The organism is Kribbella sp. WER1 (assembly GCF_054189145.1).
Genome location: NZ_CM135186.1, coordinates 5,458,521 through 5,484,972 on the forward strand (window position 1 = coordinate 5,458,521; position 26,452 = coordinate 5,484,972).

Consider the following 26,452-nt stretch of genomic DNA (forward strand, 5'->3'; position numbering starts at 1 on the left):
TGTATATCGGTGGTCACGCTCTGCTGCAACCGTTCTGGGCAAGCTGGTTGCTCTCGGCCCGAATCCCGGGCGTGACAGACTCGCCTGGTGAACGTGAATTTCGCGGACATCCTTCGTGACACAGCGCAACGTCACGGCGGGCGTCCCGCGCTCGTCGACGGGGATCGGCGGCTGACCTGGAGCGAGCTCGACCAGGCCGTCGACCGGACCGCGCAGGGCCTCGCCGCGGCCGGCCTGGTGCCGGGGTACCGGGTGCTGCTCCTGGTTGCCAACAGCATCGAGTTCGTCACGTCCTACCTGGGCGTTCTCCGTGCCGGACTGGTCGCCGTACCGCTCAACACCGGGCTCACGAAGCCCGAGCTGGCGACCGTCGCGGAGCACTCCGGTGCGCGCCTGGCGATCGTCGACGCGGTGCTAGCGGACCGCGTCGAGGGCGTCCGGACGGTGGCTCCGGATGAGCTCCAGGGTGACGCTCCGTTACTTCCGGCGATCGACCCGGAGACCCTCGCGGTGCTGCTGTACACCTCCGGAACCAGTGGCGATCCGCGCGCCGCGATGCTCACCCATCGGGCACTTTCGGCGAATGTGCAGAACCTCACCCAGCTCGGCGAGGACCGGATGGGCCCCGAGGACGTGGTGCTCGGGGTGCTGCCGATGTTCCACGCGTTCGGCCTGAACGCGGTGCTCGGCTGGGCGGTCGCGACCGGCGCAGCACTGATCGTCGAACGCCGGTTCGACCCCGAGCAGACCCTCGAGCTGATCGGACGGTACGGCGTGACCCGGCTGCCGCTCGCCCCGCCGGCCCTGCACGCGCTGCTGTCCCGCCCGGACCTGCGGGCCGCGCTGAAGCCGGTAAAGGTCGTCCTGACCGGCGCGTCCACGCTCGACCGCGGGCTCGCGGACCGGTTCGAACAGGCGAGCGGCCTGCACGTACACCAGGGCTACGGGCTGACCGAAGCGTCCCCGGGCGTCACCACGACGCTCGGCGAGGGCGCCCCGAAGCCGGGCTCGGTCGGCCGTCCGCTGCCGAACGTCGAGCTCCGGATCGCCGACGAGCAGGGCGAGGACGTCGAGGGCGACGACCCGGGCGAGATCCTGATCCGCGGCGGCAACCTCTTCTCCGGGTACTGGCCGGACGGTGTCGACGGCCCGGACGCGGACGGCTGGTACCGCACCGGTGACGTCGGGTTCCTGGACGCCGACGGCGACCTGTTCCTGGTCGACCGGCTGCGCGAGCTGATCATCGTGTCCGGGTTCAACGTGTTCCCGAGCGAGGTCGAGGACGTTCTGGTCGGTGCCCCGGGCGTCCGTGAGGCCGCGGTGATCGGCGTACCGTCCGAGGACACCGGCGAGGCGGTGAAGGCGTTCGTGGTGCCGTTGCCGGACGCATCGGTCGACGTCGCAACGGTCGGGGAGTACGCCGCGGCCCGGCTGGCCCGGTTCAAGTGCCCGGTCGAGATCGAGGTGGTGGACCACCTGCCGCATTCGGTCACCGGCAAGGTCGCGAAGGGACGGTTGCGGGATCGATGAGCAGGGTCACGATGTACGGGAAGCCGGGCTGTCATCTGTGCGACGACGCCCGGGAAGTGATCCGGGCGGTCTGCGCCGAGGCGGGCGTGGAGTGGACCGAGGTCGACATCACCCAGGACGACCGGTTGTTCAGGCAGTACGGCGAACAGATCCCGGTCACGTTCGTGGACGGCAAGCAGCACGACTTCTGGCGCGTGGACCCCGCTCGACTGCGAAAGGCGCTGATGAGGTAGGGGTCACCTCCGCCGATTTTGTTCTCACGTTCACAAGCTCCTAGAGTAAGAGAGCCGCCGGCCGTCAGACCGCGGTGAACCAACCGCTCCCAGGAGAATTGTGACGCGTGCCAGCAGCCGTCGCCCCGGCCCGCCGACGAGAACCGAACGCGGCATCCCCGAGGCGACTGTCGCGCGCTTGCCGGTCTACCTGCGGGCCCTGACCGCGCTCTCGGACAACGGCATCGCCACCGCGTCGAGCGAGGACCTGGCCACCGCCGCGGGCGTGAACTCGGCCAAGCTCCGCAAGGACCTGTCCTACCTGGGCTCGTACGGCACCCGCGGCGTCGGGTACGACGTCGAGTACCTGCGCTACCAGATCGCCCGCGAGATCGGCGTCACCCAGGACTGGGCGGTCGTCATCGTCGGGATCGGAAACCTGGGCCACGCGCTCGCGAACTACTCCGGCTTCGGTACCCGCGGCTTCCGGATCGTCGCGCTGCTGGACGCCGACCCGAACCTGGTCGGCGAGCGGATCGGCGACATGGAGGTCCGCGACTTCGCCCAGCTCGAGGACATCGTGAAGGCCGACCGGGTCTCGATCGGCGTCATCACCACCCCGGCCGGCCCGGCGCAGGAGGTGTGCGACCGGCTGGTCGCCGCCGGCGTCACCAGCATCCTGAACTTCGCGCCCGTGGTGCTGTCCGTGCCCGACGGCGTCGACATCCGCAAGGTGGACCTCTCGATCGAGTTGCAGATCCTGGCGTACCACGAACAACGAAAGTCCGGAGAGGCGGCGCTCCCCCAGGTGCCCGAGCTACCAGCGCTGAACGGTCTGACCGATCTCCCGAGTGTCGGGGGAGGTGTCGGGGCATGAGTTACCTGGTGGTCGGCATCAGTCACCGTTCCGCTGCCATCGACGTACTGGAGCGGGTCGCCCTGGATGCGGAGGCCGCGACCAAGCTCGGCCTCGCGGTCCGGAACTCGGCCGCCGTCGCGGAGTCCGCGGTCGTTGCCACCTGCAACCGCACCGAGGTGTACGCGACCGTCGACCGGTTCCACGCCGGGATGGACGAGGTCACCGCGATCCTGTCCGACGTCACCGGCGTACCGCTGCTGGATCTCGCCGAGCACCTGTACGTGCACTTCGAGGAGGGCGCGGTCGCGCACCTGTTCCAGGTCGCGGTCGGGCTGGACTCGATGATCGTCGGCGAGAGCCAGATTCTCGGCCAGCTCAAGGAGACGCTGCGGGCCGGCCAGGACAACGAGACCATCGGCACCGACCTGAACGCGCTGCTCCAGCACGCGTTGCGGGTCGGCAAGCGGGCCCGGACCGAGACCGGCATCGACTCGGCCGGCCGGTCCGTGGTGTCGGCCGGGCTGGACGCGGTCGGCGGTTTCGAGGGCCGCCGGGCGCTGATCGTGGGCGCCGGCTCGATGGCGTCGCTGGCCGCGCAGACGCTGATGAATGGCGGCGCCCGGAGCGTGGCCGTTGCCAACCGCAACTACGACCGGGCGGTCGCGCTGACCGATCGGATCGGCGGTACGCCGGTCCGGCTCGCGGACGTGCCCGAAGCGCTGAAGGACGCCGACCTGCTGGTGTCCTGCACCGGCGCCCGCGGCGTGGTGATCACCGAGGAGATGATCCGGAACGCGGCCGGCGACCGGCCGCTCGGCGTCCTCGACGTGGCACTGCCGCGGGACGTCGCGCCGGAGGCGGCCCGGATCCCGGGCGTCACGCTGATCACGCTCGCCGACCTGGTCGGTACGGCGGGCGGCAGCGAGGCCGACATCGACGAGGTACGGCGGATCGTCGGCGAGGAGACCGGTGCGTTCGAGGCCACCCGGCGGGCCGCCTCCGTGGCGCCGACCGTGGTCGCGCTGCGGGCGATGGCCAGCTCGCTGGTCGACCAGGAACTGGCCCGGCTGGAACGCCGGCTGCCGGACCTCGACGAGCACGAACGGCACGAGGTCGAGCGGACCATCCACCGGGTCGTCGACAAGGTGCTGCACAACCCGACCGTCCGGGTGAAGGAACTCGGCGGCGATCCGGGCGGCCCGACGTACGCCGACGCGCTGCGGCAACTGTTCGCCCTCGACCCGGCGACCGTCGACGCGGTCACCACCGCGAAGGGCGGTGAGCAGGCATGATCCGGCTCGGCACTCGCCGCTCCAAACTGGCGACCGCGCAGGCGACGCTGGTCGCGGACGCGCTGCGGAACCTCGGCCACGAGGTCGACGTGATCCCGATCTCCACCACCGGCGACGCGGACAAGGTGTCCCCGGTCGAGCAGATCGGCGGCACCGGCATCTATGTCAGCGCGCTCCGGGACGCGCTGCTGGCCGGCGAGATCGACATCGCCGTGCACTCGCTGAAGGACCTCCCGACCGCGCCGGTCGACGGCCTGGTGATCGGCGCGATGCCGGTGCGCGAGGACCCGCGCGACGTCCTCGTCGCCCGCGACGGGCTGACGCTCGGCGAGCTGCCGCGCGGCTCGGTGATCGGTACCGGTGCGCCGCGCCGGTCGGCGCAGATCGAGGCGCTCGGCCTGGGCATCGAGTGCACCGGGATCCGCGGCAACGTGGACACCCGGATCGGCCTGGTCGTCGACGGCAAGGTCGACGCGGTGGTGCTGGCGCGGGCCGGGCTGGCCCGGCTGGGGCGTCTCGACGAGGTGACCGAGACGCTGGACCCGATCCAGATGCTGCCGTCGCCCGGACAGGGCGCGCTGGCGGTCGAGTGCCGCGCGGACGATACCGACGTACTCGCGGTGCTGGCTCCGCTGGAGGACCCGGCCACCCGGGCTGCGGTGACCGCCGAGCGGCAGTTGCTCTCCACGCTGGAGGCGGGGTGCACGGCTCCGGTCGGGGCGCTCGCCGAGGTGGTCGAGGGCGAGGACGGCCCGGAGCTCTGGCTGCGCGGGGCACTCGGCCAGGAGGACGGCGTACGGCGGCTCTCGGCGAACGGGCCGGTGGACGACCCGGTGGCGCTCGGCAGGGCGCTGGCGAACGAGTTGCTGGAGCGAACATGACACCGGCACAGGGCACGAGCACAGCCCACAAGAAGGCCCAGAAGACGGCCCACAGCACGAGCACGAAAACGACGAGGGCGAAGGCAGACGTGAGCGCGAAGACAGCCGCCACCGCGGCACCGCAGAAGGCCGCGACCAGTACCGTCAAGCAGACCAAACCGCTCGGCCATGTCACGTTCGTCGGGGTCGGTCCTGGTGACCCGGCGCTGCTGACGCTGGCCGGCCGGGACGTGCTCGCCAACGCCGACGCGGTCGTTGTCGAAGGCCCCGAACACGACCCGTTCCTGGGCTACTGCAAGGCCGGCGTCGAGGTGATCGACGGCTCCGGCGCCGAGGGCAGCCGGGCGCTTCGGGTGGCCGCCCGGGCACGGCTGGTGGTGAAGACCGCGAAGACCGCGGCGAACGTGGTGCGGCTGCTGAGCGGCGACCCGTTCGCGTTCTCCAGCGGTGCCGAGGAGGCCGCCGCCTGCAAGAAGGCGGGTATCGCGTTCAACGTGGTGCCGGGTGTCAGCGAGCTGAGCGCGGTCCCGACGTACGCCGGGATCCCGCTGACGATGAAGGGCGACCGCGAGGTCACCGTCGTCGACCTCGCCGAGAACAAGCTCGACCTGACCCGCCTGCAGCCGAAGCAGACACTGGTCCTGCTGAACGCCGTGGAGACGTTGAAGGAGACCGTCGCGGCCCTGGTCGACGGCGGATTCGACGCCGCCACCCCGGTCGCCGCCACGGTCGGCGGTACGACGACCTCGCAGACCAGCGTGGTCGGCACCCTCGAGACGATCGTCACCGACCTGCGGACCTCGAAGGTCGCCGGCGAGGCCGTGATCGTGGTCGGCGCGGTCGTCGAGCAGCGCGAGGCGCTGTCCTGGTTCGAGACCAAGCCGCTGTTCGGCTGGCGGATCCTGGTGCCGCGCACCAAGGACCAGGCCGGGCCGTTGATGGACCGGCTGCGTCGCTACGGCGCGATGCCGGAGGAGGTCCCGACGATCTCCGTCGAGCCGCCGCGGAATCCGCAGCAGATGGACAAGGCGATCCGCGGGCTGGTCGAGGGCCGCTACGAGTGGGTCGCGTTCACCTCGGTCAACGCGGTGAAGGCGGTCCGGGAGAAGTTCGACGAGTACGGGCTGGACGCGCGGGCGTTCTCCGGGCTGAAGATCGCCGCGGTCGGCGACAAGACCGCCGAGGCGATCGGTGCCTGGGGCATCCGTCCGGACCTGGTGCCGTCCGGCGAGCAGTCCGCGGCCGGGCTGGTCGAGGACTGGCCGCCGTACGACGAGCTGCTGGACCCGATCAACCGGGTCTTCCTGCCGCGCGCCGACATCGCCACCGAGACCCTGGTCGCGGGCCTGACCGATCTCGGCTGGGAGGTCGACGACGTGACGGCGTACCGGACCGTCCGGGCCGCCCCGCCGCCCGCGCCGACCCGCGAGGCGATCAAGTCCGGCAAGTTCGACGCGGTGGTGTTCACCTCGTCGTCCACGGTCCGGAACCTGGTCGGGATCGCGGGCAAGCCGCACGCGTCCACGGTGATCGCGGTGATCGGTCCGGCGACGCTGAAGACCGCCGAGGAGCACGGCCTGCGGGTCGACGCGATGGCCGAGACGCCGTCGGTCGAGGAGCTGGCCGACGCCCTCGCCCGGTTCGGTTCGGACCGCCGTGACACGATGGTAGAGGCCGGTGAGCCGGTCACCCGTCCGTCCGAGCGCCGCTCGGGCTCGCGTCGAAAGAGCTGACATGCCTGGATTCCCGGAAGTGAGGCCGCGCCGGCTCCGGTCGTCGGCGGCAGTGCGTCGACTGGTCGCGGAGACCAGCATCGAGCCGCGGCAGTTGATCCTGCCGATGTTCGTCCGGGAAGGCGCGCGGGAGCCGATCCCGATCGGTTCGATGCCGGGCGTCGTCCAGCACACCCGGGACACCGCCCGGAAGGCGGTCGCGGAGGCCGCTCAGCTCGGGCTCGGCGGCGTGATGCTGTTCGGCGTGCCGACGTCGAAGGACCCGGTCGGCTCCGGCGCGCTGGATCCCGAGGGCATCCTGAACGTGGCGATCGCGGACGCGGTGTCCGAGGTCGGGGACTCGCTGCTGGTGATGTCGGACCTCTGCCTGGACGAGTTCACGTCCCACGGGCACTGCGGCGTACTCGACGCCGAGGGCCGCGTGGACAACGACGCGACGCTCGAGATCTACGCCGAGATGGGCGTCGCGCAGGCCACCGCCGGCGCGCACGTCGTCGGCCCGTCCGGGATGATGGACGGCCAGGTCGGCGTGGTCCGCTCCGCGCTGGACAAGGCCGGCTTCCTCGACACGGTGATCCTCGCGTACGCCGTGAAGTACGCGTCGGCGTTCTTCGGCCCGTTCCGCGAGGCCGTCGACTCGTCCCTGACCGGCGACCGCAAGACGTACCAGCAGGACAACGCCAACTCCCGCGACGCGATCCGCGAGGTCGACCTCGACATCGCCGAAGGCGCCGACATCGTGATGGTGAAGCCCGCGCTCGCCTACCTCGACATCATCCGCCAGGTCCGCGACCACGTGAACGTCCCGGTCGCGGCGTACAACATCTCCGGCGAGTACGCCATGGTCGAAGCCGCCGCCGCCAACGGCTGGATCGACCGCGACGCCGCCATCCTCGAAACCCTCACCTCGATCCGCCGAGCCGGCGCCGACACCGTCCTCACCTACTGGGCCACCGAGGTAGCCGAGCACCTCGCCCGCCGCTGACCCACGCACCGCCCCCGGCCGGGCTCGGCTGCCGGATGGGTGCGGCCGGTGGGTGGGCCCTTCCCAGACCACAGGGGATGTTCTCCGGCAAGGAGAGCCAGCTCTGCCCGGCCGCGGCGAGGGAGGCCGCGGCGAAGCCGTTCTGCTGCCGGATGGGCGAGGCTGGTGGGTGGGCGTCTGAGATGCGGGGTTTGCGCCAGGTATACCGGGCGCAAACCCCGCATCTGAGACGCCTACCCATCAGATCGCTCAGGGGCAGCCGACGCGGGGCGGCCCAGTCCGCGGCGGGCGGAGCTCGGCGGTGGTGCTGGGCTGGTGGCTGAGCTGGGGTGGCAACGGTGGGGTGTGGCAGAGGTGGGGTGGCATGGGCGGGGCTGGTTGTGGCGGGTGGGTACAGATCGACAGGTAGTGCACCGGCGAGACGGTGTACGCGCGGGGCCGGTCACGCTCAGGTGCACTGCCCGGGCGCCGGCATCTCCTGTCCTTGTGCACCCGGCATCACCGCAGCACCCGGACCTCAGCCACACCTGACGCAGCACAATCTGCGCCGCTGAGGTCGCCTTGCACCCCGATGAGACGGTCCGCCAGTTGAGAGCCGGATATCCCCTGGTGTTGGTGGTTCTCCCCTGATGTACGAGGGGAGAACCCCCAAGCCGAGGGGAGAACCCCCAAGCCGAGGGGAGAACCCCCAAGCCGAGGGGAGAACCCCCCAAGCCGAGGGGAGAGCCCTCGAGGTGAGGGGAGAACCCCAAGCTGGGGGAGAACCCCCAAGCTGGGGGAGAACCCCAAGCCGAGGGGTTCACCTCTGAAATGGCCGGTTCGGCACCGGCATGCACGGTGCCAACCGACCGTTTGAGAGGTGAACCCCTCAAACGGTCGGGGATTGGTGGGCGCAAGACTCTGCGGTGTGCGGTGTGCGGTGTGTGCGGCGGCGGCCCTAGCCCTTGAGGCCTGTTTGGGCCAGGCCTTCGACGAATTGGCGTTGGGCGAGGATGAAGATGATGAGGACGGGGAGGGCGGAGAGGGTGGCGGCGGCTAGTTGGGTGTTCCACATGGGGCCGCCGTAGGCGTCGACGTACTGGGTGAGGGCTTGGGGGATGGTGAACTTCTGTTTGGAGGAGAGGAAGACGATCGGCTCCAGGTAGAGGTTCCAGCTGTGCAGGAAGGTGAAGATGGCTACCGCGCCGATTGCTGGTCTGGCCAACGGTAGGCAGATGCGGTAGAAGAGGCCGAAGCGGCCGAGGCCGTCGACGCGGCCGGCTTCTTCGAGTTCGGTGGGTAGCGTGATGAAGAACTGGCGCATGATGAATGTCGCCAGCACGCTGGGGGCGCCGAGCATCGGGATCAGGATCAGCGGCCAGTGGGTGTCGACCAGGCCGAAGGCGTCGAACATCTTGTACAGCGGGATGATCGTGACTTCGTTCGGGATCAGCAGGCCGGTAAGGACGATCAGGAAGACGACCCCGGAGCCGCGGAACTTCACCCGGGCGAACGCGTAGCCGGCGAGTGACGACACCGCCAGCGTCCCGATCGTGACAAGCAGCGCGATGTACAGGCTGTTCAGGTACTGGCGTCCGAAGGGCTGCAGCTCGAACACCTGCTTGTACGCGTCCAGCGTCGGCGACCCGGGCAGCAGCGACGGCGGGAACGCGAAGATCTCCGACACCGGCTTGAGGGACGTCGTCGCCATCCACCAGATCGGGAACACGAACGGCACACAACACACCAGCAGTACGCCGTAGATCAGCAGCTTAAGCTTCATGGAACACCCACCTCTTGCGCATCTGCCACTGGATCACCGTCAGCACCAGCACGATCAGGAACAGCACCAGCGACAGCGTCGCCCCGTACCCGAAGTGGTGGAACTGGAACGCCTGCTGGTACAGGTAATAGACAAGGACGGTCGTCGACGTCCCCGGACCGCCCTGCGTCAGTACGGCGATCTGCGCGAACACCTGCAGCGATCCGACGATCGTCAGGATCATCGTCAGCAGGATCGTTGGGCTGATCAACGGTACGGTCACCCGCCGGAACCGCGCCCACGCCGACGCCCCGTCGATCCGGGCTGCCTCGTACAGCTCCGCCGGCACGCCTTGCAGCGCCGCGAGGAACAGCACCATGTTCAATCCGACGTTCTTGAACAGCTGGACGACGATCACCGACAGCATCGCCGTACCGCCGGAGCGCAGCCAGTTCGGCCCGTTGATGCCGAACACGTGCAGGAAAGCGTTGACGCCACCGTTGTCCTGGAGCAGGAAACCCCACACGATCGTCCACGCGACGAGCGTCACCACGACCGGCGAGAAGAACAGCGTCCGGAGCACGACCGTCCCGCGGAGCTTCTGGTTCAGCAGTACGGCGAGGAACAACGCGAGGCTGAGGTTCAGTACGACGAGCCCGACCGAGAACAGACCCGTTGCCCGCAGCACCGATCCGAGCTGCTGGTCGTCCGCGAGCGCCGTGTAGTTCTCGCCGCCGACGAACTCGAACGTCCCGCCCAGCACGTTCCACTCGTGCACGCTGTACCAGACCACGAGCCCGAGCGGCACCAGCACGAACGCGACGATGCCGGCCAGCTGCGGCGCGACCATCAGCCAGCCGGCCAGCGTGTCCCGCCGCCGCATCGTCCAGTACGGCGCCCGCGCGGCCGGTGCCTCCGACCGCGCGGGCTTCTCGATCAGCAGGGTCATTTCGCCAGCAGGGGGTTGATCTTCGAGCAGACCCCGGACAGGACGCTCTTCACGTCCGCATCCGGCTTCCACAGCGGGTCGAGGGCGGCGCGGACCGTTTGCTGGAGCTCGGCGTACCCGGTGTGACTGGGCTTGATCTTGCCGTTCTCGATGCCCTTGACCACGACACTGTCGAGCTGGGCCGGCTTCAGCAGCGGGTTCGCCTTGGCCAGCGTGGCCGCGTTCAGCTCGGACTTCCGCGGCGGCGGGAAGTACTCCGCGAGCTTCGCCGAGTTCTGCGCGTTGCTGAAGTACGCGAGGAACTGCTTCGCCGCGTCCGCGTGCTTGCCGCGCTTGAACACGCCGATCCCGGCCTGCCCGACGACGGAGTACTCCCCGGCCGGCCCCTTCGGCAGCGGCACGAGATCCCAATGGAACTTGGCCTTCTCGAGCAGCGCCGCCCGGCTGATCTGGGTGACCACCATCGACGAGTCACCCGCGAAGAAGTCCTTCGTGACACCCGGCCCGGGCATGCCCTTGTCGGTGAAGATCATCCTGTGGACGAACGTCATCGCGTCCACCATCTGCGGCTGGTCGAACTGGCAGCTCTTGCCGTCCTCGCTCCACGGCCGCGCGCCCCAGCCGGACCAGATCGCGTTCAGCGTGTCCCAGCCCTTGTAGTCGAAGTCGCCGACCACCAGACCACCCTTGCCGGTCTTCGCCTGTGCGGCGGCCGCGGTCTTGGCGGCCTCGTCCCATGTCCAGGTCCCGGACGCGATCTGCTGCGCCGGCGCCGGCCTCCCCGCCGCCTTCACCAGGTCGGTGTTCACGAACACCCCCAGCGGCGAGGTGGACAGCGGGTACGCGTACAGCTTGCCGTCCTTCTCCCAGTTGGCCGTCGTGCTCGGGACCAGGTCGGCGTCCTTGTCGATCGGCTCCAGCGCGCCGGAGCTGACGAAGTCCGGTGCGTTGGTCTCGAAGATCCAGGCCAGGTCCGGGACGTTGCCGCCGCCGATCTGGGTGGTAAGCGTGGTCGTGTAGCTGTCGAACGGGATCGACTCGAAGGTGATCTTGCCGACCTCCGGGTGATCCTTCTTGTAGTCGGCGGCGATCTGGTTGAACAGCGCCAGATGCTTGGCGTTCGCGCTCCAGATCGTCATCCGCAGGTCGATCGGCCCACTGGCGCTTGCTCCGGAGCCGGAGCCGCCTCCACATCCGGCCGCGACCAGCAGTGCCGCGGCGGACAGTGCCGCTGTCAGTCTCTTCATCAGGGGACCTCTCATCAGTAGCCGGAGACGTCCGGCCAGGCGAGTTCGATGCCCTGGGCAACCAGTAGGTCCTGGAACTCGCCGAGCAGGGCAGGGGTGGCGTGGACCGCGTGCGGACCGACACCGCGGTCCAGGCAGAAGCCGGCGAGCAGGCCCGCGGCCTCGCCGATGTTCCACTCGACCGGGTGCAGCCGGTAGCAGCCGTTGGTGATGTGGGTGGTGCCGAGGTTCTTGCTCGCGGGCAGCAGGTTCTCGACCCGTTGCGGGACCAGCGCCCCGAGCGGGATCCGGAACGGGCTGCTCGCCACGTCGATGTAGTTGTCGCCGCCGGTCGACGGATGCAGGTCGATCCGGTACATCCCGATCCCGACGCTGTCGTCGTACGCCACCGCTCCGCGCTCCCCGCGGACCGCGACCGACAGGTCCTGCTCGACGATCGTGTACGCCGCCTTGATCCGCCGCGACTCCCGGATGTACGGCGCCTGCGCGAGCCCGTCCGCCGATCCGACCAGGTCGCCGCGCAGCCGCAGCCCGGAGAACCCGGTGCCGCCGTCCGGCCGCGGCGCCTCGGTCTGCAGCCAGTAGAAGACCGCCTGGGACAATTCCTTGGCCGCCGCGAGATGCTTCGCGGCATCCGGTACGTCGATGACCGGGCCCTCGAAGTAGTCGATCATCGGCCAGTTCACCAGGCAGATGTCGCTCTCGTACGCGCCCGGGACGAAGTGCCGGCGGGCGGCGATCCGGCGGAACGTCCACAGGTTCGTGTCGCCGCCGCTGCGCCGCTGGTCGGCCACCACCGCGAGCGGGTCGTCGTCCGGGTTCGGGGTGAAGGACCGGACGGAGCTCTCCAGCGTGCGCGGGTTCGGCGCCGTCCAGGACAGCAGCCGGTCGCCCCAGAAGTCCGGTTGGTAGTTCCGCCAGAAGGCGTAGTTGGCCGGCTTGTCGCCGACCTGGTCGCCGTCCACGTGGTCGACGGCGAAGCAGTACGACACCGCCTGCATGTTGAGCGGCTGCGCCTCGGCCGGCGCGCTCGGCTCCCCGGTGTCGCCCTGCGCCTCGAACCCGGTCACGTACTCCGTCCCGGTCAGCGGCAGCAGCTCGCCGGTCTCGGTCGCATCCAGGATGTACGGCGCCGTCAGCGTCAGCCGCTCCCCGGAGTCCCGGTGCTGCACGGTGACCGCGGTGACCCGGTCGCCGTCTGTCTCGGCAGCCACCGGCCGGTACGGCTGGAGGACCTGGAGCCGGCGGCTGGCGCGGTACGGCGCGAGCATCTCGTCGAGTACGGCGACCGCGACGCGTGGCTCATGGCAGAGCTTCGACACGTACCCGGCGCCCGGGTTGAGCTGGGTCGCTGCCCGGGACGCGACGGTCAGCGGGTAGTGCCGGCGGTAGTAGTCGCGGATCCCGTCCCGGAGTGCGCGGTACGACGCGGTGATGCCGAACTGCTCGACCCAGGAGTGCTCGTCCGGGGGGACGGCCTGGCTGGTCAGCTGACCGCCCAGCCAGTCGAACTCCTCGGTCAGGATCACCGAGCGGCCGGTCCGGAGCGCGGCCAGAGCGGCGGCGACGCCGCCGAGCCCGCCACCGACCACGAGAACATCTGTCTGCATCTAGGCACCTTTGCTGGGCGTGAGGGTGATTCCGTCGGTCAGGTCGCAGGGCAGGAGCAGTTGCCGTTCGGTGGCGGTCCCGCTGAGGATGGCCTCCAGCAGGTCGACCGCGCGCAGCCCCATCGCCCGCCGCGGGACGTGGAAACCGGAGAAGTCCAGGTCGCTGGCCGCCGGCCGGGTGGCGTCGCCGAGCGTGACCACCGACAGGTCGCCCGGTACGTCGACGCCGCGCTCGGCGGCCGCGGCGTACAGCGCGATGGCGTCCGCGCGCTCCTCGACGAAGGCGGCGGTGATCTTGCGGTCGAGCAGGTCGTCGAGGACCTCGCCGGGCGACCGGTCGGTGGTCGGCACGTGCGGTGCGCGGGCGCCGGCCGCGTCCCGGAAGCCGCGCATCCGGTCGGCCGAGGACTCCGCGCCGCTGCCGAGTCCCGCGTACGCGATTCGCCGGTGGCCGAGGGCGCGGGCCTGCTCGACGACGGTCCGGGTGGCGGTGGCGTAGTCGGCGCCGACGTACGGCACCGGGCCGCCGGCGTCGTCGCGGCGGCCCACCGAGACGAACGGGTACTCCTCGGCGATCAGCCGGGCCAGCTCCGCGCTCGGGATCTCCCGGCCGAGCAGCAGGCAGCCGTCCGCGATCCGGAGCCGGTTGTTCTCGTGGAAGATCCGCCGCCGCCCGTCGGCGACCGGCGCGCTGGTGAACAGGAGCAGGTCCCAGCCGAGCTGCTCGGCGCAGTCCTCGATGCCGGCCATGAACGGGTGGTAGAAGTCGCCGCTCGCGCTCGGGAACACGGATTCGTAGGTGAACACGCCGAGGATCTGGTTGCGCTGCTGGGTCATCCGGCGGGCCAGCGGATCGGCCTGATACCCGGTCTCGCGGATCACCTTGAGCACTCGGTCGCGGGTCTCGGCCGGGATCCGCGCGGTGGCGTCGCTGCGGTTGTTCAGCACCAGCGACACCGTCGTCTGGCTGACCTTCGCCAGCCGGGCGATGTCGCGCTGGGTGAGCCGGGTTGCCTTGTCTGCCATCGCCGATCCTTCGCGGTAATACGGATTGCCGGGAACCGTAGAACAGTCCGTCGACGCCCGTCAAGAGGTCGATTCCACTGGTAATCCGAATTATCACTGCCCGAGGTCTTGACCAGCCGCCGCGCCGCGCAGAAAACTCGCCGCAGTCCGATCGCAGCGAGGAGATCCGCTATGTCTCTGAAACGCCGCACCGTCCTGCTCGGTGCTGTTGCCGCCTCTACGATGACGTCGATGTCGCTACCCGCCCGCGCCGCAGGACTCCCGCCACTGGCCGCGCTGCCGCCCGGGGCGCCGGACCGCCGGCTGTTCGCGCCGGGGGAGCAACGGTTCGCGCCGTACCTGGTGATCCTGGCGCCGATGGTGAACGACATCGTCGACACCGACCCGTACGGGTTCATGGGTGGCGGCTGGTGGCGGACGCCCGCCCAGCCGTACAACTCGCGCGTCCAGGAACACGTTTTCACGCTGAGCTGGTTCCACGCGAACAAGCGCGCCTGGAACCCGTACTACCGCGACAACGCGCTGCTCGGCCGGCTCGACGCGGCGCTGCAGCACTACATCGGGTTGCAGAACCCGGACGGGTCCTGGCCGGAGTACCACGCGGGCGAGCAAGGAAAGGCGTCCAGCGGTTTCGGAATCGGTTACCTGGCGAAAACCCTGGCGAACCTGCGGCAGGCGAACGTCCTGCCGAGCCGGCGGGCCCAGCTGGAAGTTGCCCTGCGCAAGGGAGTCGACTGGTACCTCGACCCCGGGAACGCCGTGGTCTGGGACGACCCGTTCGAGTACACAAACCAGGCGACCGCGGGCGTGGCCGGATCGGCGCTGACGCTGAAGCTGCTGCCCGATCACGACCGGTCGCTCAAGCTGCAGGACCGGATCCGCTTCCTCGCGAAGTGGGCGCAGAGCCCGGCCGGGTTCTTCTACGACCCGCGGGGAATGGACATCAACTACAACTTCGAGGTGATGCTCCCGGAGCTGGCCGAGCTGTACCTGCTCACCAAGAACCCGCAGCTCGCGACGATGGCGCGCCGGTTCGCGGACTGGTTCGGGTACAACCTGCTCCGGGAGCCCGACGGCTCGGGCTGGCTGACGTACTACGCGGTCTCCGACCGGACCACGGCGGCCTCCTACGACGACGTGATCCCGGACCCGGACCGTACGATCCTCGGCTCGCACTTCGTCCCGGTCGCGCCGGATCTCGGGGCGTTCTTCACCTCCCACGAGGACCAGACCGCGTCCCGGCAGGCGTGGGCCGCGGACCCGGCGCCGGTGCCCGCGCTCGCCAAACAGGACACCTCGCCGCGGATCATCGCGCACGCGCCGTACGGCGAGACGATGCCGTCCCGCGCCGCGAAGCGGGCCGCGATCGCCCGGCTGCCGTACCTGCGCAGCGACAACTTCACCGAGCGGCGGCACGACGACTACGGCAACCAGGACTATCTCTACGTACGCCGTCCCGGGCTGTACCTCGGCGCCTTCTTCGGGAACCGGCAGGGGAGCGGCGTGAAGGCCGGCACCGGGTTCCTCTGGCATCCGGTGGCGGGCACCGTGATCCACGCGCAGCAGACCGCCACCGGGTGCTGGGGCACCGTCCTCGGCGGCAAGGCTGATGCCGAGAGCAACCTTGTCGCGACTTACCTGTCGAAGGACCTGGTCCGCTACCACACGCCTGACGGCGCGGTGGCGACCGAGCTGCTGGTCGGTCCGCACTCCGTCAGCCGCCGCGTCACGGCGACGAGTGCCGCCACCGAGCAGATCCCGCTGGTGCTGCAGCCCGGCGACGAGGTGGTTTTCTCGGACGGAACCGCCGTTCCCTACAACCAGACCCGGACCGCGACGGCAGACGGCCTGGTGATCCGCCGCGGCAAGGCCACGATCACGATCACCTGGTCGAGCCGCCGTCCGGCGACCATCAGCACGTCGACGCGGACATATCTCCGCGACGCCCGCCGCCGGATCCACATGCTCCGCATCCCGCACGACGGCACGCTGGAAACCGTTGTACGAACGGTTTCCTAAACGCGGAGCCTCAGCACCTGGCTGTCCGAGGTCCGGCCGGTCAGGTACACCCGCAGCCCGTGCGGAGTGAGGTTGCCGCCCAGATAGGTGTACTGCTCGCCCGGGTCCATCGCGACCCGGGCGGGCCCGTTCCCCGGCCCGAACTCGATCCGGTCCTCGCCGACCGTGTAGCTGCCGGTCCCGGCCACCAGCTGGTAGTTGCCATCAGCATCCAGTTCGGAAACTCCGGAAAGCGTTCCTCCAGGCCGGAAACACAGCTCGATCGCGTACGCCGTCTCGTCCCCGTCGAAGCCGAACGTGAGGTCGAACCCGTCCGCCACCTCGTCGACCCGGACGCCGGTCCGCAGCGACCGGTAGTCCCGCGGCCGGTGCTCGAAGTCCATCGACGAGTAGAACCGCCCGTCCGGCGTCAGCTCGTACCGCCCGCTCGTCCGCCGCTCCGGCGGCAACGGCAGGTGGTACGGCGCCAGTACCTCCTGCTGCAGCTTGAACGTCGAAGGCCCGGTGCGATGCAGCCCGTCCGCGCGGAAGTGCCCGGTCCCGAAGAACTGCGGCGACAACCGCACCGAGTCCAGGATCGCCGCGCCCTGGCGGAACCTGAAGAACGTCGGGTTCGTGGACAGCCCCGAGGCGATCACAGGGACGTCGTGGAAGTCCGTGCCGCCGAAGATCGTCGCGGTCCGGGTGCCCCGCCGTACCCGAGCCGACGCTTGTGATGGGTAGTGCTGGATGAAGTCGACAGGCGCCGGCGCGGCTGAAGGGAGGTCGGCGGCCAGCGAAGGCTGCTCCAGCACCTCCGCCAGGAAGTCGCCGAGCTCGCCTGTCCCGCGCTCCTCGATGCTCTTGGCGACGGTCGTGAACCGGCCGTCCCCGGTGTGCAGCGCGAGTTCGCGGAACTGGGTCAGATACCACCAGACCTCGCGGACGCCCTTCTGGTCCTGGCGCCGGGAGGCGGTCGTGTCGACCTCGCCGTTCGGCTCGAGCAGATACAGCGTCATCTCGAGGTTCCGGCGTACGTACTCGACCAGCTCCGGCTTGTCGCACAGCCGGGCGATCGTCAGCAGGCTCGGATTCGTCACCTCTGACGCGTACGTCGAACTCCGCTCGCTGTAGATGCCGTCCCGCGTCGCGTCGACGCCCTCGGCCAGCCAGTCCTCGATCCGCGCGACGTACCGCGGGTCCGGGAACAGGCGGTTCGCCCGGGCCAGCGCCGCGGACACCTCCCACCGGTGGTTCGGCGTGTGTACCCCGCCCGCGGCCAGCGCCGGAGCGGCTTTCCGAACGATTTCCGACAACGTTTTCCTGATCGGCGCGTCCGCGTCGAGCAGGGCGTACAGCAGGCAGACGTCCTGGATCACGAAAGCGGTGTCCGGCGGCGAGTGCAGATTGCCGAGGTCGTACAGCCCGTCCGCATGCTGCCGCACAGCGAGCTGCTCGACGAGCCACCCGATCGGCCCGAGCAGCGCCGCGTCCCGGTGGTACGCCGACCGGCTGCACACGTACCCGGAGACCAGCCGGCGCGCGTTCCGGGCGATCGCGCGGACGCTGTCGCCCGGGTCCCGGTGGTTCGCGAGCGCCAGCGGGATCTGCGCCTCGTTGGCCGTCGTCAGCAGCGTCAGGAAGTCGTCGTCCACAGCTGTCACCTCATCACAGTCAAGCCCCGCAGACGACCGCATCCGGACACCTCGGCGGGCTTGCGAACCCTTGCATAAACCGGTTTCTCGTACTAGTTTCACCGGCCAAAGCAAACGCTTTCCGCCCATTTTCCGCTGCTCCGGAGGTCACGAGAACGATGAGTGCGCTGGGTGAGCTCGGCAGCCTCCGGGGGAAGAAAACCGCAGGTCAGAAGAAGGACAACCTGGCCGGCTACCTCTTCCTCGCGCCCTGGTTGCTGGGGCTGTTCCTGATCACGATCGGGCCGATGCTGGCCTCGCTGTACCTGTCCTTCACGGACTACAACCTGATCCAGGCGCCGAAGTGGATCGGCCTGGAGAACTTCACCCGGATGCTGTCCGACCAGCGGCTGCACAACTCGCTGAAGGTGACGTTCACCTACGTGTTCGTCTCGGTCCCGCTGCAACTGACGATTGCGCTGCTGCTCGCCGTGGTCCTGGACCGGGGTGTCCGGGGAATGGCGTTTTATCGATCCATCTTCTACCTGCCGTCACTGCTCGGCTCCAGCGTCGCGATCGCGATCCTCTGGCGGCAGGTGTTCGGCACCACCGGCCTGCTGAACCAGCTCCTGGACGTCGTCGGAATCCACGGAAAAGGCTGGATTTCCGACCCGAGTACGGCGCTCGGCACGCTGGTCGTGCTGAACGTCTGGACGTTCGGCTCCCCGATGGTGATCTTCCTTGCCGGACTCAGACAGATCCCGTCGATGTACTACGAGGCGGCCGCGGTGGACGGCGCCGGCACCCTGCGCCGGTTCTTCAGCATCACGCTGCCACTGCTGACGCCGATCGTGTTCTTCAACCTGGTGCTGCAGATCATCCACGCATTCCAGTCGTTCACCCAGGCGTTCGTCGTCTCCGGGGGCAGCGGCGGGCCGTCGGACTCGACGATGTTCTTCACGCTGTACCTCTACGACCGGGGCTTCGGGAACTTCGACATGGGCTACGCCTCCGCGATGGCGTGGTTCCTGCTCGTGATCATCGGGGTCTTCACCGCCGCGAACTTCTTCGCCTCGAAGTACTGGGTGTTCTATGACGACTGAGACGCTGTCCCGTACCGTCGCCACCCGCCGGGGCTCGGCGCTCACCTGGGCCCGGATCCGGCCGCTGGTGATCCACGTCCTGCTGGCCGGCTCGGCGCTGGTGATGCTCTACCCGGTGATCTGGATGGTGGTCAGCTCGCTGCGGCCCGGCAACGAGATCTTCCGCGACCCGGGGATCCTGGTGAAGGACCTGCGGATCGAGAACTACCGGGTCGGCTGGCACGCGCTGACCGAGCCGTTTACCCGGTACCTGCTGAACTCCGCGCTGGTGGTCCTCGGCTCGATCCTCGGCAACCTGGTGTCCTGCTCGATGGCGGCGTACGCGTTCGCCCGGCTGGAGTTCACCGCGAAGAAGCTCTGGTTCGGGATCATGCTGCTCAGCATCATGCTGCCGATCCACGTGGTGATCGTGCCGCAGTACATCCTGTTCTCGAAGCTGGGCTGGATCAACACGGTGCTGCCGCTGATCGTGCCGAAGCTGCTCGCCACCGACGCGTTCTTCGTCTTCCTGATGGTGCAGTTCATCCGCGGCATCCCGCGCGAGCTGGACGAGGCGGCCCGGATCGACGGCTGCGGCAAGGCGTCGATCTTCCTCCGGATCATCCTGCCGCTGATGGTGCCGGCGTTGGCGACCACGACGATCTTCACGTTCATCTGGACCTGGAACGACTTCTTCAGCCAGCTGATCTACCTGACCGACCCGCACATGTACACCGTGCCGATCGCACTCCGGTCGTTCGTCGACTCGACCTCCAGCTCGTCCTGGGGATCGATGTTCGCGATGTCCGTGGTGTCGCTGGTGCCGGTCTTCCTCGCCTTCCTGCTCGGCCAGCGGTTCCTGATCAAGGGCATCGCGACCACCGGCATCAAGTAACCCCTGAAAGGTGCATCCCATGAGGCACATCCCCCGGGCCCTGACGGCCCTGGCGCTGGCCACCACGTTGCTGGCCGCGAGCGCGTGCGGCGGCGACTCCGGCGGCGGTTCGTCGTCCGCGGACGGCGGCAAGGTCACGCTCCGATTCACCTGGTGGGGATCGGACACCCGGACCAAGCTCACCCAGCAGGTGATCGACGCGTACCAGAAGGACCATCCGAACGTCACGATCAAGGGCGAGTTCGGCGACTGGTCCGGCTACTGGGACAAGCTCGCCACCACGGTCGCGGCGAACGACGCGCCGGACATCATCCAGATGGACGAGAAGTACCTGCGCGAGTACGCCGACCGCGGCGCGCTGCTCGACCTGAAGAAGGCGCAGGGCCTGGACACCGGCAAGTTCGAGCCGGACACGCTCGGCGCCGGCGAGTTCGACGGCGGGCTGTACGGGCTGAACGCCGGCATCAACTCGTTCGCGGTGGTCGTCAACCCGGCCGCGTTCAAGACCGCCGGCGTACCGCTCCCGGACGACACCACCTGGACCTGGGACGACTTCGCCAAGACCGCCGCGGAGATCACCACCAAGACCGGCGGCAAGATCACCGGCACCGGCACGCTCGGCCAGAACGAGGCCGGCCTGAACCTGTGGGCCCGGCAGCACGGCGAGTCGCTGTGGACCAAGGACGGCAAGCTCGGCGCCTCGCCGGAGCAGACCACCGACTTCTTCAAGTACATCCTGAAGCTCCGCGACGACAAGGCGATCCCGTCCGCGGAGGCCGTCTCGCAGGACATGAACGCGTCCCTCGACCAGTCCGCGTTCGCGACCGGGAAGCTCGCGATGAGCTTCATCTGGAGCAACCAGCTGGTGGCGTTCAGCAAGGCGACCGGCCAGCAGCTGAAGCTGCTGCGGATCCCCAGCGTCGACGGCAAGTCCGCCGACAACGGCTCGTACTACAAGGGCTCGATGTTCTGGTCGATCTCGTCGCGGTCGAAGCACCAGAAGGAGGCCGCGGAGTTCGTCAACTACCTGGCGAACAGCCCGGCGGCCGGGAACGTGCTGCTGGCCGAGCGGGGCGTGCCGCCGAACACCGACATCCGCGCCGAGGTGACGCCGAAGCTGCAGCCGGCCGACGCGGCCACCGCGAAGTTCATCCAGGACATCAAGGCGGACCTCGGTGAGCCGTCCCCGGCGCCGCCGGTCGGCGGCGGTCAGGTGGAGAAGATCATCCAGCGGTACACGACCGAGGTACTGTTCGGGCGGCAGGCGCCGGATGCGGCCGCGAAGGCATTCCTGGACGAGGTCAAGGGTGGGCTCAAATAGTGTTGCTGACCGCAACTGATTGTCGATGACGGTGGCCCGCGTGGCCGTGGTGGGAATCCACGGCCACGGAGCCTCCCATGTCCGTAACGTCACCCGGCTGCCCGGGGCCGAACTGGTCGCGGTCGCCGATCCGCGCGGCGGCGGCGACCTCCCGGACGGCGTCCAGGTGTACGCCGGCCTGGACGAGCTGCTGGCCGCCACCGAGGTCGACGTGGTGGTGATCTGTACGCCGATCCAGACGCACGTCCCGCTGGCGGAGCTGGCGATGCGCGCAGGCGCCGACGTACTGCTGGAGAAGCCGCCGACGGCGTCGCTGGCCGAATTCGGGCAGCTGGCCGCGGTGGTCGAGGAGACCGGGCGGGCGCTGCAGGTCGGGTTCCAGGCGCAGGCCTCGGAGGCCACCCTCACGCTCGCCCAGAGGATCGCGGACGGCGAGTTCGGCGAGCTCCGCGGGATTAGCGCGACCGGGAAGTGGGTCCGTACGGCCCGCTACTTCCAGCGGGCCCGCTGGTCCGGCCGGCGCCGGCTGGACGGCATCGACGTGGTCGACGGCGCGGTCACGAACCCGCTCGCGCACGCGACCGCGGCCGCGCTGCTGCTGGACGGGTCGACCGGCGTCGACGACATCGCTTCGATCGAGACCGAGCTGTACCGGGCGAACCCGATCGAGTCCGACGACACCTCCTCGGTCCGGATCACGACCAGCCGGGGTACGCCGATCCTGATCGCGGTCACGCTCTGCGCCACCGAACACCTCGAGGCGTCGGTGATCGTCCACGGCTCGAAGGGCCGCGCGGTGCTCACGTACCAGTCCGACCTGATCGACGACACGTTGTACGGCCGCGCGGACCTCCTCGAGAACCTGCTCGCCCATCGAGCCGACCCGACCGTGCCGCTGTACGTCCCGCTGCACGCGACCGGCGGCTTCACCCGCGTCGTCGAGGCGGTCCGGACGGCCGCGGACCCGATCGAGATCCGCCCCGACCTGATCGACTGGGACGGCGAAGGCCTGGACCGCCGCCCGATCCTGCGCGACGTGGAGACCTGGATCGACCGCGCCTCCGACGAGCTGGCGCTGTTCTCCGAGGTGGGCGCGCCGTGGACCCGACCGCCAGGCCATCACAATTCGTAGGTGAGAGGCCTTCCCCGCCTGCCGGCGTCGCCGGCAGGCGATTGTGATGGCGTGGCGGTCCGCCATCACACCGGCAAGGCGAGGCTGAACGTCGTGCTGCCGGGCTTGGAGGTGAGGGTCAGGGTGCCGGCGTGGGCGTGGGCGATGGACTCGGCGAGTGAGAGGCCGAGTCCGCTGCCGCCGGTGGCGCGGGTGCGGGCGGTGTCGGCGCGGGTGAAGCGCTGGAAGACGTTCGGGAGCAGGTCGGCGGGAATGCCGGGGCCGTCGTCGTGGACGGTGAGTACGGCGGTGTGGTCGAGGCGCCGCACGGCCACGGTGACCGTCGTACCGGCGGGAGTGTGCCGGCGGGCGTTCGTGAGTAGGTTGGTGACGACCTGGTGCAGGCGTTGCTCGTCGCCGACGACGACCGTCGGGTCGCCCGGCAGCGCGAGCTCCCAATGGTGGCTCGGGGCAACGATCTCGGCGTCGGCGACCGAGTCCCGGGCCAGCCGGGACAGGTCGACCGGGCGGCGGTCGAGCGGCCGGCCGGCGTCCAGTCGGGCGAGCAGCAGCAGGTCCTCGACCAGCGACGCCATCCGCGTGGTCTCGACCATCACCTTGCCCATCGCGTGCGTGAACAGCTCGGGGTCCTGCTGACGCAGGCTGAGTTGGGCGTACCCGTGGATCGTGGTGAGCGGCGTCCGGAGCTCGTGCGACGCGTCCGCGACGAACTGCCGGACCTGCTGCTCGCTGCGGTGCCGGGCGTCGAGCGCGTCCTCCATGTGGCCGAGCAACGTGTTCAGCGCGACCGCGACCGAGCCGACCTCGGTCCGTTCGTCGGTGAGCTGGTCCGGCACCCGCGCGGTGACGCCGATCTCGCCGGTGTCCAACGGCAGCGCGGCGACCTCGCGGGCGGTCTGCGCGACCCGGCGCAGCGGCCGGAGTTGCCGTCGTACGACGAAGATCGCGACGCCGCCTGCGGCGAGAACGCCGACGCCGCCGAAGAGCACCTCCCACCCGATCAGGCTGTTGACGGTGTTCTGGATGTCCTTTGTGGGCAGGCCGGCGATGACGGTGATCGCGCCGACGGTGGAGGCGCGCACGCGGTACGTGCCGAGGTCCGGAAGGTCGACCGTACTGCTCTGGCCGGTGGCCGACTGGTCGAGGACCTTGACCGCCTGATCGGACAATTGGGTGAGCTGGCCGTCGGAGGTGATCACGGTGCCGACCGCCTCGGACGCCTGGACGTAGACGGTGACGGTGCCGGCGTCCTGGCCGTGCGGCGAGTCCGGTGGCGGGCCGCCGTTGTGCAGCGCGCCGATCGCCCGGCCCTGCGCGGCCGCGACTTTCCCGTCGAGTTGCCGGGTCAGGTACGAGCTGATCGCGGCGGTCGTCAGTCCGCCGATCGCGATACTCACCACCGCGACCAGCGCCACCATCGCCGCCGCGACCCGGACGCTCAGGGACCGTGCCGCAACCCTCATAAACCCAGCATCCGTGCCGCCGTTGGACGCCCGCTTCACATTTCCTGTGACCTTCCTGGGAATCCAGTCGTTTGAATTGTGAGGTTAGAAGTGGGGCAAGACCGGGGACGTTCGAGACGTTTCCGGATTTCGCCTCCCCGTTCGGGGCCGGAAACCGGTAGCCTCTTGCAGCGCGCTATGGGGGCCGCCGCACCCACCCACCCGACGAACTGCCGGAGAGCCCAAACCGGTCAGGAGAGCACGTCTTGCAGGAGAACACCAGCACAACCAGTACTGGCGAACTGGTCAACGTACCCCTCACCGGTGCGGACAAAGTCGCCTACGCTTTCTACGCGACCGCGGCAGCCGCGGCGCTGGTCGGCCAAGTCTGGGCCGGCGTGACCCATATCCCCTGGCCGAGCGACGGTTTCTCGACGTTGCTCAAGATCATCCTCGTCACGCCCGCGGTCGCGGTGCTCGAGCTCGGCGGTGTCGCCACCGCGGCGCTCGCCGACCTGCGCCGGCGCAAGGGCGAGCAGGCCTACGCGTACCGCGCGATGTCGTTCTTCGCCGCACTGGTCGCGGTCGTGTTCAACGTAGTCGGGCACTGGCGCCCGGAGGAGCGGTTCCTGGCCTTCGGCTTCGGCGGCCTGTCCGCGTTCGCATACGTGCTCTGGCTGATCCACAGCTCGGCCCGGCGCCGCGACGCACTGCGTCGTGCCGGGCAGATGCGCGACACCGGCCCGGTGTACGGCCTCGTCCAGTGGGCCCGCGAGCCGCGGGTCACCTGGCTGGCCCGTTCGCTGGCGATCGAGCACGGCTACACGCTCTACGAAAGCCTGCGCGCGGCGCACCACCAGATCCGGAACCGGAGCCGCCGCGAGGCGATCGCCGGGACGGTCGCGGAGTACATCCGGTCCGAGCACCAGGACGAGCGGCTGGCGAAGATCGCCGAGACGACGTACGACCCGGACCGGCTGGCCGGGATGCTCGAGGAGCGGATCAACTACGAGGTCATCACGAACAAGCTGACCAAGGCGATCTCGCCGCCGCCGGAGCAGTCCGACGAGCGGCCCGCCGTACCGGCGGCGGTGTGGGTGCTCGAGGGCGGGCAGCCGCGCCGCGCCGACGGCACCGGCGTGGGGCTGCGCGACGACGACGCCTGGACCGGTGAGCTGATGGCGATCGTCGACCAGCCCGACACCGACAGCGGGAACGTGTCCGAGGCCGTCGTGGTCGAGGACGAGAGCGAGCCGCAGCACGTCGTGAACGGTACGGCGAGCAGCAGCCTGAAGCCGTTCGCCCCGCAGCCGAAGGCGGAACCGCTGGTGGAGAAGCCGAAGCCGCCGTCGCCGTTCGCCGGCCCGGCCGACCCGCAACCGCCGGCGCTGATCAGTGCTCCGAAGGCCGAGCCGGCCGAGGAGGAAGCGGCCGAGCCGACCGATCTCGAGAAGAAGCGCACCCGCGCGTGGAACATGCTGGCCGACTGGCCGGAGGGTCACGAGCGGACCGCGAAGAACCTCGCGACCGCGGTCAACTGCAGCGAGCCGATGGCGTCCCGGTTCATCGAGCAGTACGAGACCGAGCACGGCGTTCTGTTCGCGTCGCAGAACTAGTCGCGGGTGCTGCCGGTGGACCTCAGAGGTTGAGGTTCACCGGCAGTTCCGCGAGACCGCTGACGAGGACGCGGCGCCATTCGAGCTCTTCGGCCGGCTTCGCGAGACGCATCCGCGGGAAGCGGCGTGCCAACGCCAGCAGGGATTCCTGCAGCTCGATCCGCGCCAGTTGGGCGCCGAGACAGAAGTGCGGCCCGTACCCGAAGGACAGGTGCTTGTTGTCCTTCCGGTCGATCCGAAGGTCGTCCGGGGCGTCGTACGCGCGCGGGTCCCGGTTCGCCGAATTCAGCGCGGCCATGACGCCTTCGCCGGCCTTGATCTGTACGCCGTGCAGCTCGATGTCCTCGAGCGCCACCCGAAGCTGACCGACCTCGCTGAACCTGTTGAACCGCAGCAACTCCTCGATCGCCGACGGGACCAGGTCCGGCTCCTCGACGAGACGCGCCCAGTTCTGCGGCCAGCGCAGCAATGTCGCGACACAGCTGGAGATCTGGTTCGCCGACGTCTCGTGGCCCGCGACGAGCAGGTTCACGCCGAAGGCAATCAATTCCTCCTGGCTGAGCCGGTCGCCTTCTTCGCGCGCTCGCACCAGCTCGTCGAGCAGGTCCTCGGGCGGCGCGTCGGTGTCCGCGAGCTTCCGCGTGACCAGGTCCTCGATGTACGCGGTCAGGTTGGTCATCGCGTCCTCGACCAGGTCCTTCTCGGCCATCTTCATGCTGTAGCCGAGCTCGGTCCACTCCCGGAACTGCGCCCGGTCCGCATACGGTACGCCGAGCAGCTGGCAGATCACCTGGATCGGCAACGGCAGCGCGACCAGCTGCCGGATGTCCGCGCCGTCGCCGGCCCGCGCGACGTCGTCGGCGAGCTGGGCGGACAGCTCCGCGACCCACGGCCGGGTGCGCTCGATCTTCCGATGCGCGAACGTTGGTACGACCAACCGTCGGAGGCGGGTGTGCTCCGGTGGGTCGGTGGTGGTCAGGCTGTTCGGCATCGGCTTGGCGAGCGCCACCCGCGGCGCGCCCTGCTTCACCACCGCGGCCCGCGAGAACCTCGGGTCGCCCAGCACGAGCTTCACGTCGTCGTACCGCGTCACCAGCCAGACCTCGGCGCCGGCCAGCGTCCGCACCCGGGCGACCGGCCGCCCTTCGCGGAGCTCCTCGAACGTCGGCGACGGATCGAACCGAAACGCGTCCTCGAACGGAATCTGCAAGACCGGATCCATGGTTCGACCCTAGGCAAACTTAGGTAACCCTTGCCTGCGCTGTCG

Annotated in this window: 21 protein-coding genes; 13 read left to right on the forward strand and 8 right to left on the reverse strand. The window is 69.5% G+C overall.

Annotated elements, in window-relative coordinates:
• Positions 1 to 87: 87 nt before the first annotated feature.
• The 7 genes from ACXJJ3_RS26495 to hemB all read left to right on the forward strand — a co-directional run bounded on the left by ACXJJ3_RS26495 (position 88) and on the right by hemB (position 7,492).
• Positions 88 to 1,530: a class I adenylate-forming enzyme family protein gene (locus ACXJJ3_RS26495; protein WP_458164548.1), complete on the forward strand. Its 1,443-nt coding sequence runs from the start codon at positions 88 to 90 to the stop codon at positions 1,528 to 1,530.
• Entirely contained in the window at positions 1,527 to 1,763 is a 237-nt protein-coding gene (locus tag ACXJJ3_RS26500; RefSeq protein WP_458164549.1) for a glutaredoxin family protein, read from the forward strand. Before ACXJJ3_RS26495 ends, ACXJJ3_RS26500 begins: the two co-directional genes overlap by 4 nt.
• A 100-nt stretch (positions 1,764 to 1,863) precedes the next feature.
• Positions 1,864 to 2,619: a redox-sensing transcriptional repressor Rex gene (locus tag ACXJJ3_RS26505; RefSeq protein WP_458164550.1), complete on the forward strand. Its 756-nt coding sequence runs from the start codon at positions 1,864 to 1,866 to the stop codon at positions 2,617 to 2,619.
• On the forward strand, positions 2,616 to 3,893 hold the full coding sequence (locus ACXJJ3_RS26510; RefSeq protein WP_458164551.1) for a glutamyl-tRNA reductase: 1,278 nt from the start codon (positions 2,616 to 2,618) through the stop codon (positions 3,891 to 3,893). The genes ACXJJ3_RS26505 and ACXJJ3_RS26510 overlap by 4 nt, the downstream gene beginning before the upstream one ends.
• Entirely contained in the window at positions 3,890 to 4,774 is an 885-nt protein-coding gene (hemC, locus tag ACXJJ3_RS26515; protein ID WP_458164552.1) for a hydroxymethylbilane synthase, read from the forward strand. Before ACXJJ3_RS26510 ends, hemC begins: the two co-directional genes overlap by 4 nt.
• Positions 4,771 to 6,507: a uroporphyrinogen-III synthase gene (locus ACXJJ3_RS26520; protein ID WP_458164553.1), complete on the forward strand. Its 1,737-nt coding sequence runs from the start codon at positions 4,771 to 4,773 to the stop codon at positions 6,505 to 6,507. Before hemC ends, ACXJJ3_RS26520 begins: the two co-directional genes overlap by 4 nt.
• A 1-nt stretch (position 6,508) precedes the next feature.
• Complete coding sequence (gene hemB, locus ACXJJ3_RS26525) at positions 6,509 to 7,492, forward strand: porphobilinogen synthase (protein ID WP_458164554.1); 984 nt, start codon at positions 6,509 to 6,511, stop codon at positions 7,490 to 7,492.
• Between the two features lie 937 nt (positions 7,493 to 8,429).
• On the opposite strand, the gene ACXJJ3_RS26530 is transcribed toward hemB, so the two are convergent.
• From ACXJJ3_RS26530 to ACXJJ3_RS26550, 5 genes are read right to left on the reverse strand one after another with little or no spacing between them, the layout of a single operon-like run.
• Positions 8,430 to 9,254, reverse strand: a complete 825-nt coding sequence (locus ACXJJ3_RS26530; RefSeq protein ID WP_458164555.1) for a carbohydrate ABC transporter permease — start codon at positions 9,252 to 9,254, stop codon at positions 8,430 to 8,432.
• The gene (locus ACXJJ3_RS26535; protein ID WP_458164556.1) at positions 9,244 to 10,182 is read right to left on the reverse strand and encodes a carbohydrate ABC transporter permease; all 939 of its coding nucleotides are present in this window, start codon (positions 10,180 to 10,182) and stop codon (positions 9,244 to 9,246) included. The genes ACXJJ3_RS26530 and ACXJJ3_RS26535 overlap by 11 nt, the downstream gene beginning before the upstream one ends.
• Positions 10,179 to 11,429 carry an ABC transporter substrate-binding protein gene (locus ACXJJ3_RS26540; protein ID WP_458164557.1) on the reverse strand — a complete coding sequence of 417 codons (1,251 nt, stop codon included), beginning with the start codon at positions 11,427 to 11,429 and terminating at the stop codon, positions 10,179 to 10,181. Before ACXJJ3_RS26540 ends, ACXJJ3_RS26535 begins: the two co-directional genes overlap by 4 nt.
• 14 nt (positions 11,430 to 11,443) lie before the next feature.
• Entirely contained in the window at positions 11,444 to 13,039 is a 1,596-nt protein-coding gene (locus tag ACXJJ3_RS26545) for an FAD-dependent oxidoreductase (RefSeq protein ID WP_458164558.1), read from the reverse strand.
• On the reverse strand, positions 13,040 to 14,065 hold the full coding sequence (locus ACXJJ3_RS26550) for a LacI family DNA-binding transcriptional regulator (protein WP_458164559.1): 1,026 nt from the start codon (positions 14,063 to 14,065) through the stop codon (positions 13,040 to 13,042).
• Between the two features lie 171 nt (positions 14,066 to 14,236).
• Between ACXJJ3_RS26550 and ACXJJ3_RS26555 the strand changes: the two genes are divergently transcribed.
• Positions 14,237 to 16,084: a hypothetical protein gene (locus ACXJJ3_RS26555; RefSeq protein WP_458164560.1), complete on the forward strand. Its 1,848-nt coding sequence runs from the start codon at positions 14,237 to 14,239 to the stop codon at positions 16,082 to 16,084.
• Here ACXJJ3_RS26555 and ACXJJ3_RS26560 read toward each other — a convergent pair.
• Positions 16,081 to 17,727 (reverse strand): hypothetical protein, encoded by a 1,647-nt coding sequence (locus ACXJJ3_RS26560; RefSeq protein WP_458164561.1) that lies wholly within the window; start codon positions 17,725 to 17,727, stop codon positions 16,081 to 16,083. The two genes, ACXJJ3_RS26555 and ACXJJ3_RS26560, sit on opposite strands and share 4 nt — an antisense overlap.
• 149 nt (positions 17,728 to 17,876) lie before the next feature.
• Here ACXJJ3_RS26560 and ACXJJ3_RS26565 point away from each other — a divergent pair, with 149 nt between their 5' ends.
• From ACXJJ3_RS26565 to ACXJJ3_RS26580, 4 genes are read left to right on the forward strand one after another with little or no spacing between them, the layout of a single operon-like run.
• Positions 17,877 to 18,800, forward strand: a complete 924-nt coding sequence (locus ACXJJ3_RS26565; RefSeq protein WP_458164562.1) for a carbohydrate ABC transporter permease — start codon at positions 17,877 to 17,879, stop codon at positions 18,798 to 18,800.
• Entirely contained in the window at positions 18,790 to 19,674 is an 885-nt protein-coding gene (locus ACXJJ3_RS26570; RefSeq protein WP_458164563.1) for a carbohydrate ABC transporter permease, read from the forward strand. Before ACXJJ3_RS26565 ends, ACXJJ3_RS26570 begins: the two co-directional genes overlap by 11 nt.
• A gap of 19 nt (positions 19,675 to 19,693) precedes the next feature.
• Complete coding sequence (locus ACXJJ3_RS26575) at positions 19,694 to 20,995, forward strand: ABC transporter substrate-binding protein (protein ID WP_458164564.1); 1,302 nt, start codon at positions 19,694 to 19,696, stop codon at positions 20,993 to 20,995.
• A gap of 40 nt (positions 20,996 to 21,035) precedes the next feature.
• Positions 21,036 to 22,127: a Gfo/Idh/MocA family protein gene (locus ACXJJ3_RS26580; protein ID WP_458164565.1), complete on the forward strand. Its 1,092-nt coding sequence runs from the start codon at positions 21,036 to 21,038 to the stop codon at positions 22,125 to 22,127.
• Positions 22,128 to 22,192: 65 nt separating this feature from the next.
• Here the strand turns inward: ACXJJ3_RS26580 and ACXJJ3_RS26585 are convergent, their stop codons facing one another.
• Complete coding sequence (locus tag ACXJJ3_RS26585) at positions 22,193 to 23,590, reverse strand: sensor histidine kinase (protein ID WP_458164566.1); 1,398 nt, start codon at positions 23,588 to 23,590, stop codon at positions 22,193 to 22,195.
• A gap of 245 nt (positions 23,591 to 23,835) precedes the next feature.
• Here ACXJJ3_RS26585 and ACXJJ3_RS26590 point away from each other — a divergent pair, with 245 nt between their 5' ends.
• Entirely contained in the window at positions 23,836 to 25,185 is a 1,350-nt protein-coding gene (locus ACXJJ3_RS26590) for a hypothetical protein (protein ID WP_458164567.1), read from the forward strand.
• A 22-nt stretch (positions 25,186 to 25,207) separates the two neighbouring features.
• Here the strand turns inward: ACXJJ3_RS26590 and ACXJJ3_RS26595 are convergent, their stop codons facing one another.
• On the reverse strand, positions 25,208 to 26,407 hold the full coding sequence (locus ACXJJ3_RS26595; protein ID WP_458164568.1) for a cytochrome P450: 1,200 nt from the start codon (positions 26,405 to 26,407) through the stop codon (positions 25,208 to 25,210).
• Positions 26,408 to 26,452 lie beyond the last annotated feature (45 nt).

Coding starts and splice junctions, on each gene's coding strand:
- ACXJJ3_RS26500 (WP_458164549.1), top strand. CDS start 1,527: ATGAGCAGGGTCACGATGTACGGGAAGCCGGGCTGTCATCTGTGCGAC.
- ACXJJ3_RS26510 (WP_458164551.1), top strand. CDS start 2,616: ATGAGTTACCTGGTGGTCGGCATCAGTCACCGTTCCGCTGCCATCGAC.
- hemC (WP_458164552.1), top strand. CDS start 3,890: ATGATCCGGCTCGGCACTCGCCGCTCCAAACTGGCGACCGCGCAGGCG.
- ACXJJ3_RS26520 (WP_458164553.1), top strand. CDS start 4,771: ATGACACCGGCACAGGGCACGAGCACAGCCCACAAGAAGGCCCAGAAG.
- hemB (WP_458164554.1), top strand. CDS start 6,509: ATGCCTGGATTCCCGGAAGTGAGGCCGCGCCGGCTCCGGTCGTCGGCG.
- ACXJJ3_RS26530 (WP_458164555.1), bottom strand. CDS start 9,254: ATGAAGCTTAAGCTGCTGATCTACGGCGTACTGCTGGTGTGTTGTGTG.
- ACXJJ3_RS26535 (WP_458164556.1), bottom strand. CDS start 10,182: ATGACCCTGCTGATCGAGAAGCCCGCGCGGTCGGAGGCACCGGCCGCG.
- ACXJJ3_RS26540 (WP_458164557.1), bottom strand. CDS start 11,429: ATGAAGAGACTGACAGCGGCACTGTCCGCCGCGGCACTGCTGGTCGCG.
- ACXJJ3_RS26545 (WP_458164558.1), bottom strand. CDS start 13,039: ATGCAGACAGATGTTCTCGTGGTCGGTGGCGGGCTCGGCGGCGTCGCC.
- ACXJJ3_RS26550 (WP_458164559.1), bottom strand. CDS start 14,065: ATGGCAGACAAGGCAACCCGGCTCACCCAGCGCGACATCGCCCGGCTG.
- ACXJJ3_RS26555 (WP_458164560.1), top strand. CDS start 14,237: ATGTCTCTGAAACGCCGCACCGTCCTGCTCGGTGCTGTTGCCGCCTCT.
- ACXJJ3_RS26565 (WP_458164562.1), top strand. CDS start 17,877: ATGAGTGCGCTGGGTGAGCTCGGCAGCCTCCGGGGGAAGAAAACCGCA.
- ACXJJ3_RS26570 (WP_458164563.1), top strand. CDS start 18,790: ATGACGACTGAGACGCTGTCCCGTACCGTCGCCACCCGCCGGGGCTCG.
- ACXJJ3_RS26575 (WP_458164564.1), top strand. CDS start 19,694: ATGAGGCACATCCCCCGGGCCCTGACGGCCCTGGCGCTGGCCACCACG.
- ACXJJ3_RS26585 (WP_458164566.1), bottom strand. CDS start 23,590: ATGAGGGTTGCGGCACGGTCCCTGAGCGTCCGGGTCGCGGCGGCGATG.
- ACXJJ3_RS26595 (WP_458164568.1), bottom strand. CDS start 26,407: ATGGATCCGGTCTTGCAGATTCCGTTCGAGGACGCGTTTCGGTTCGAT.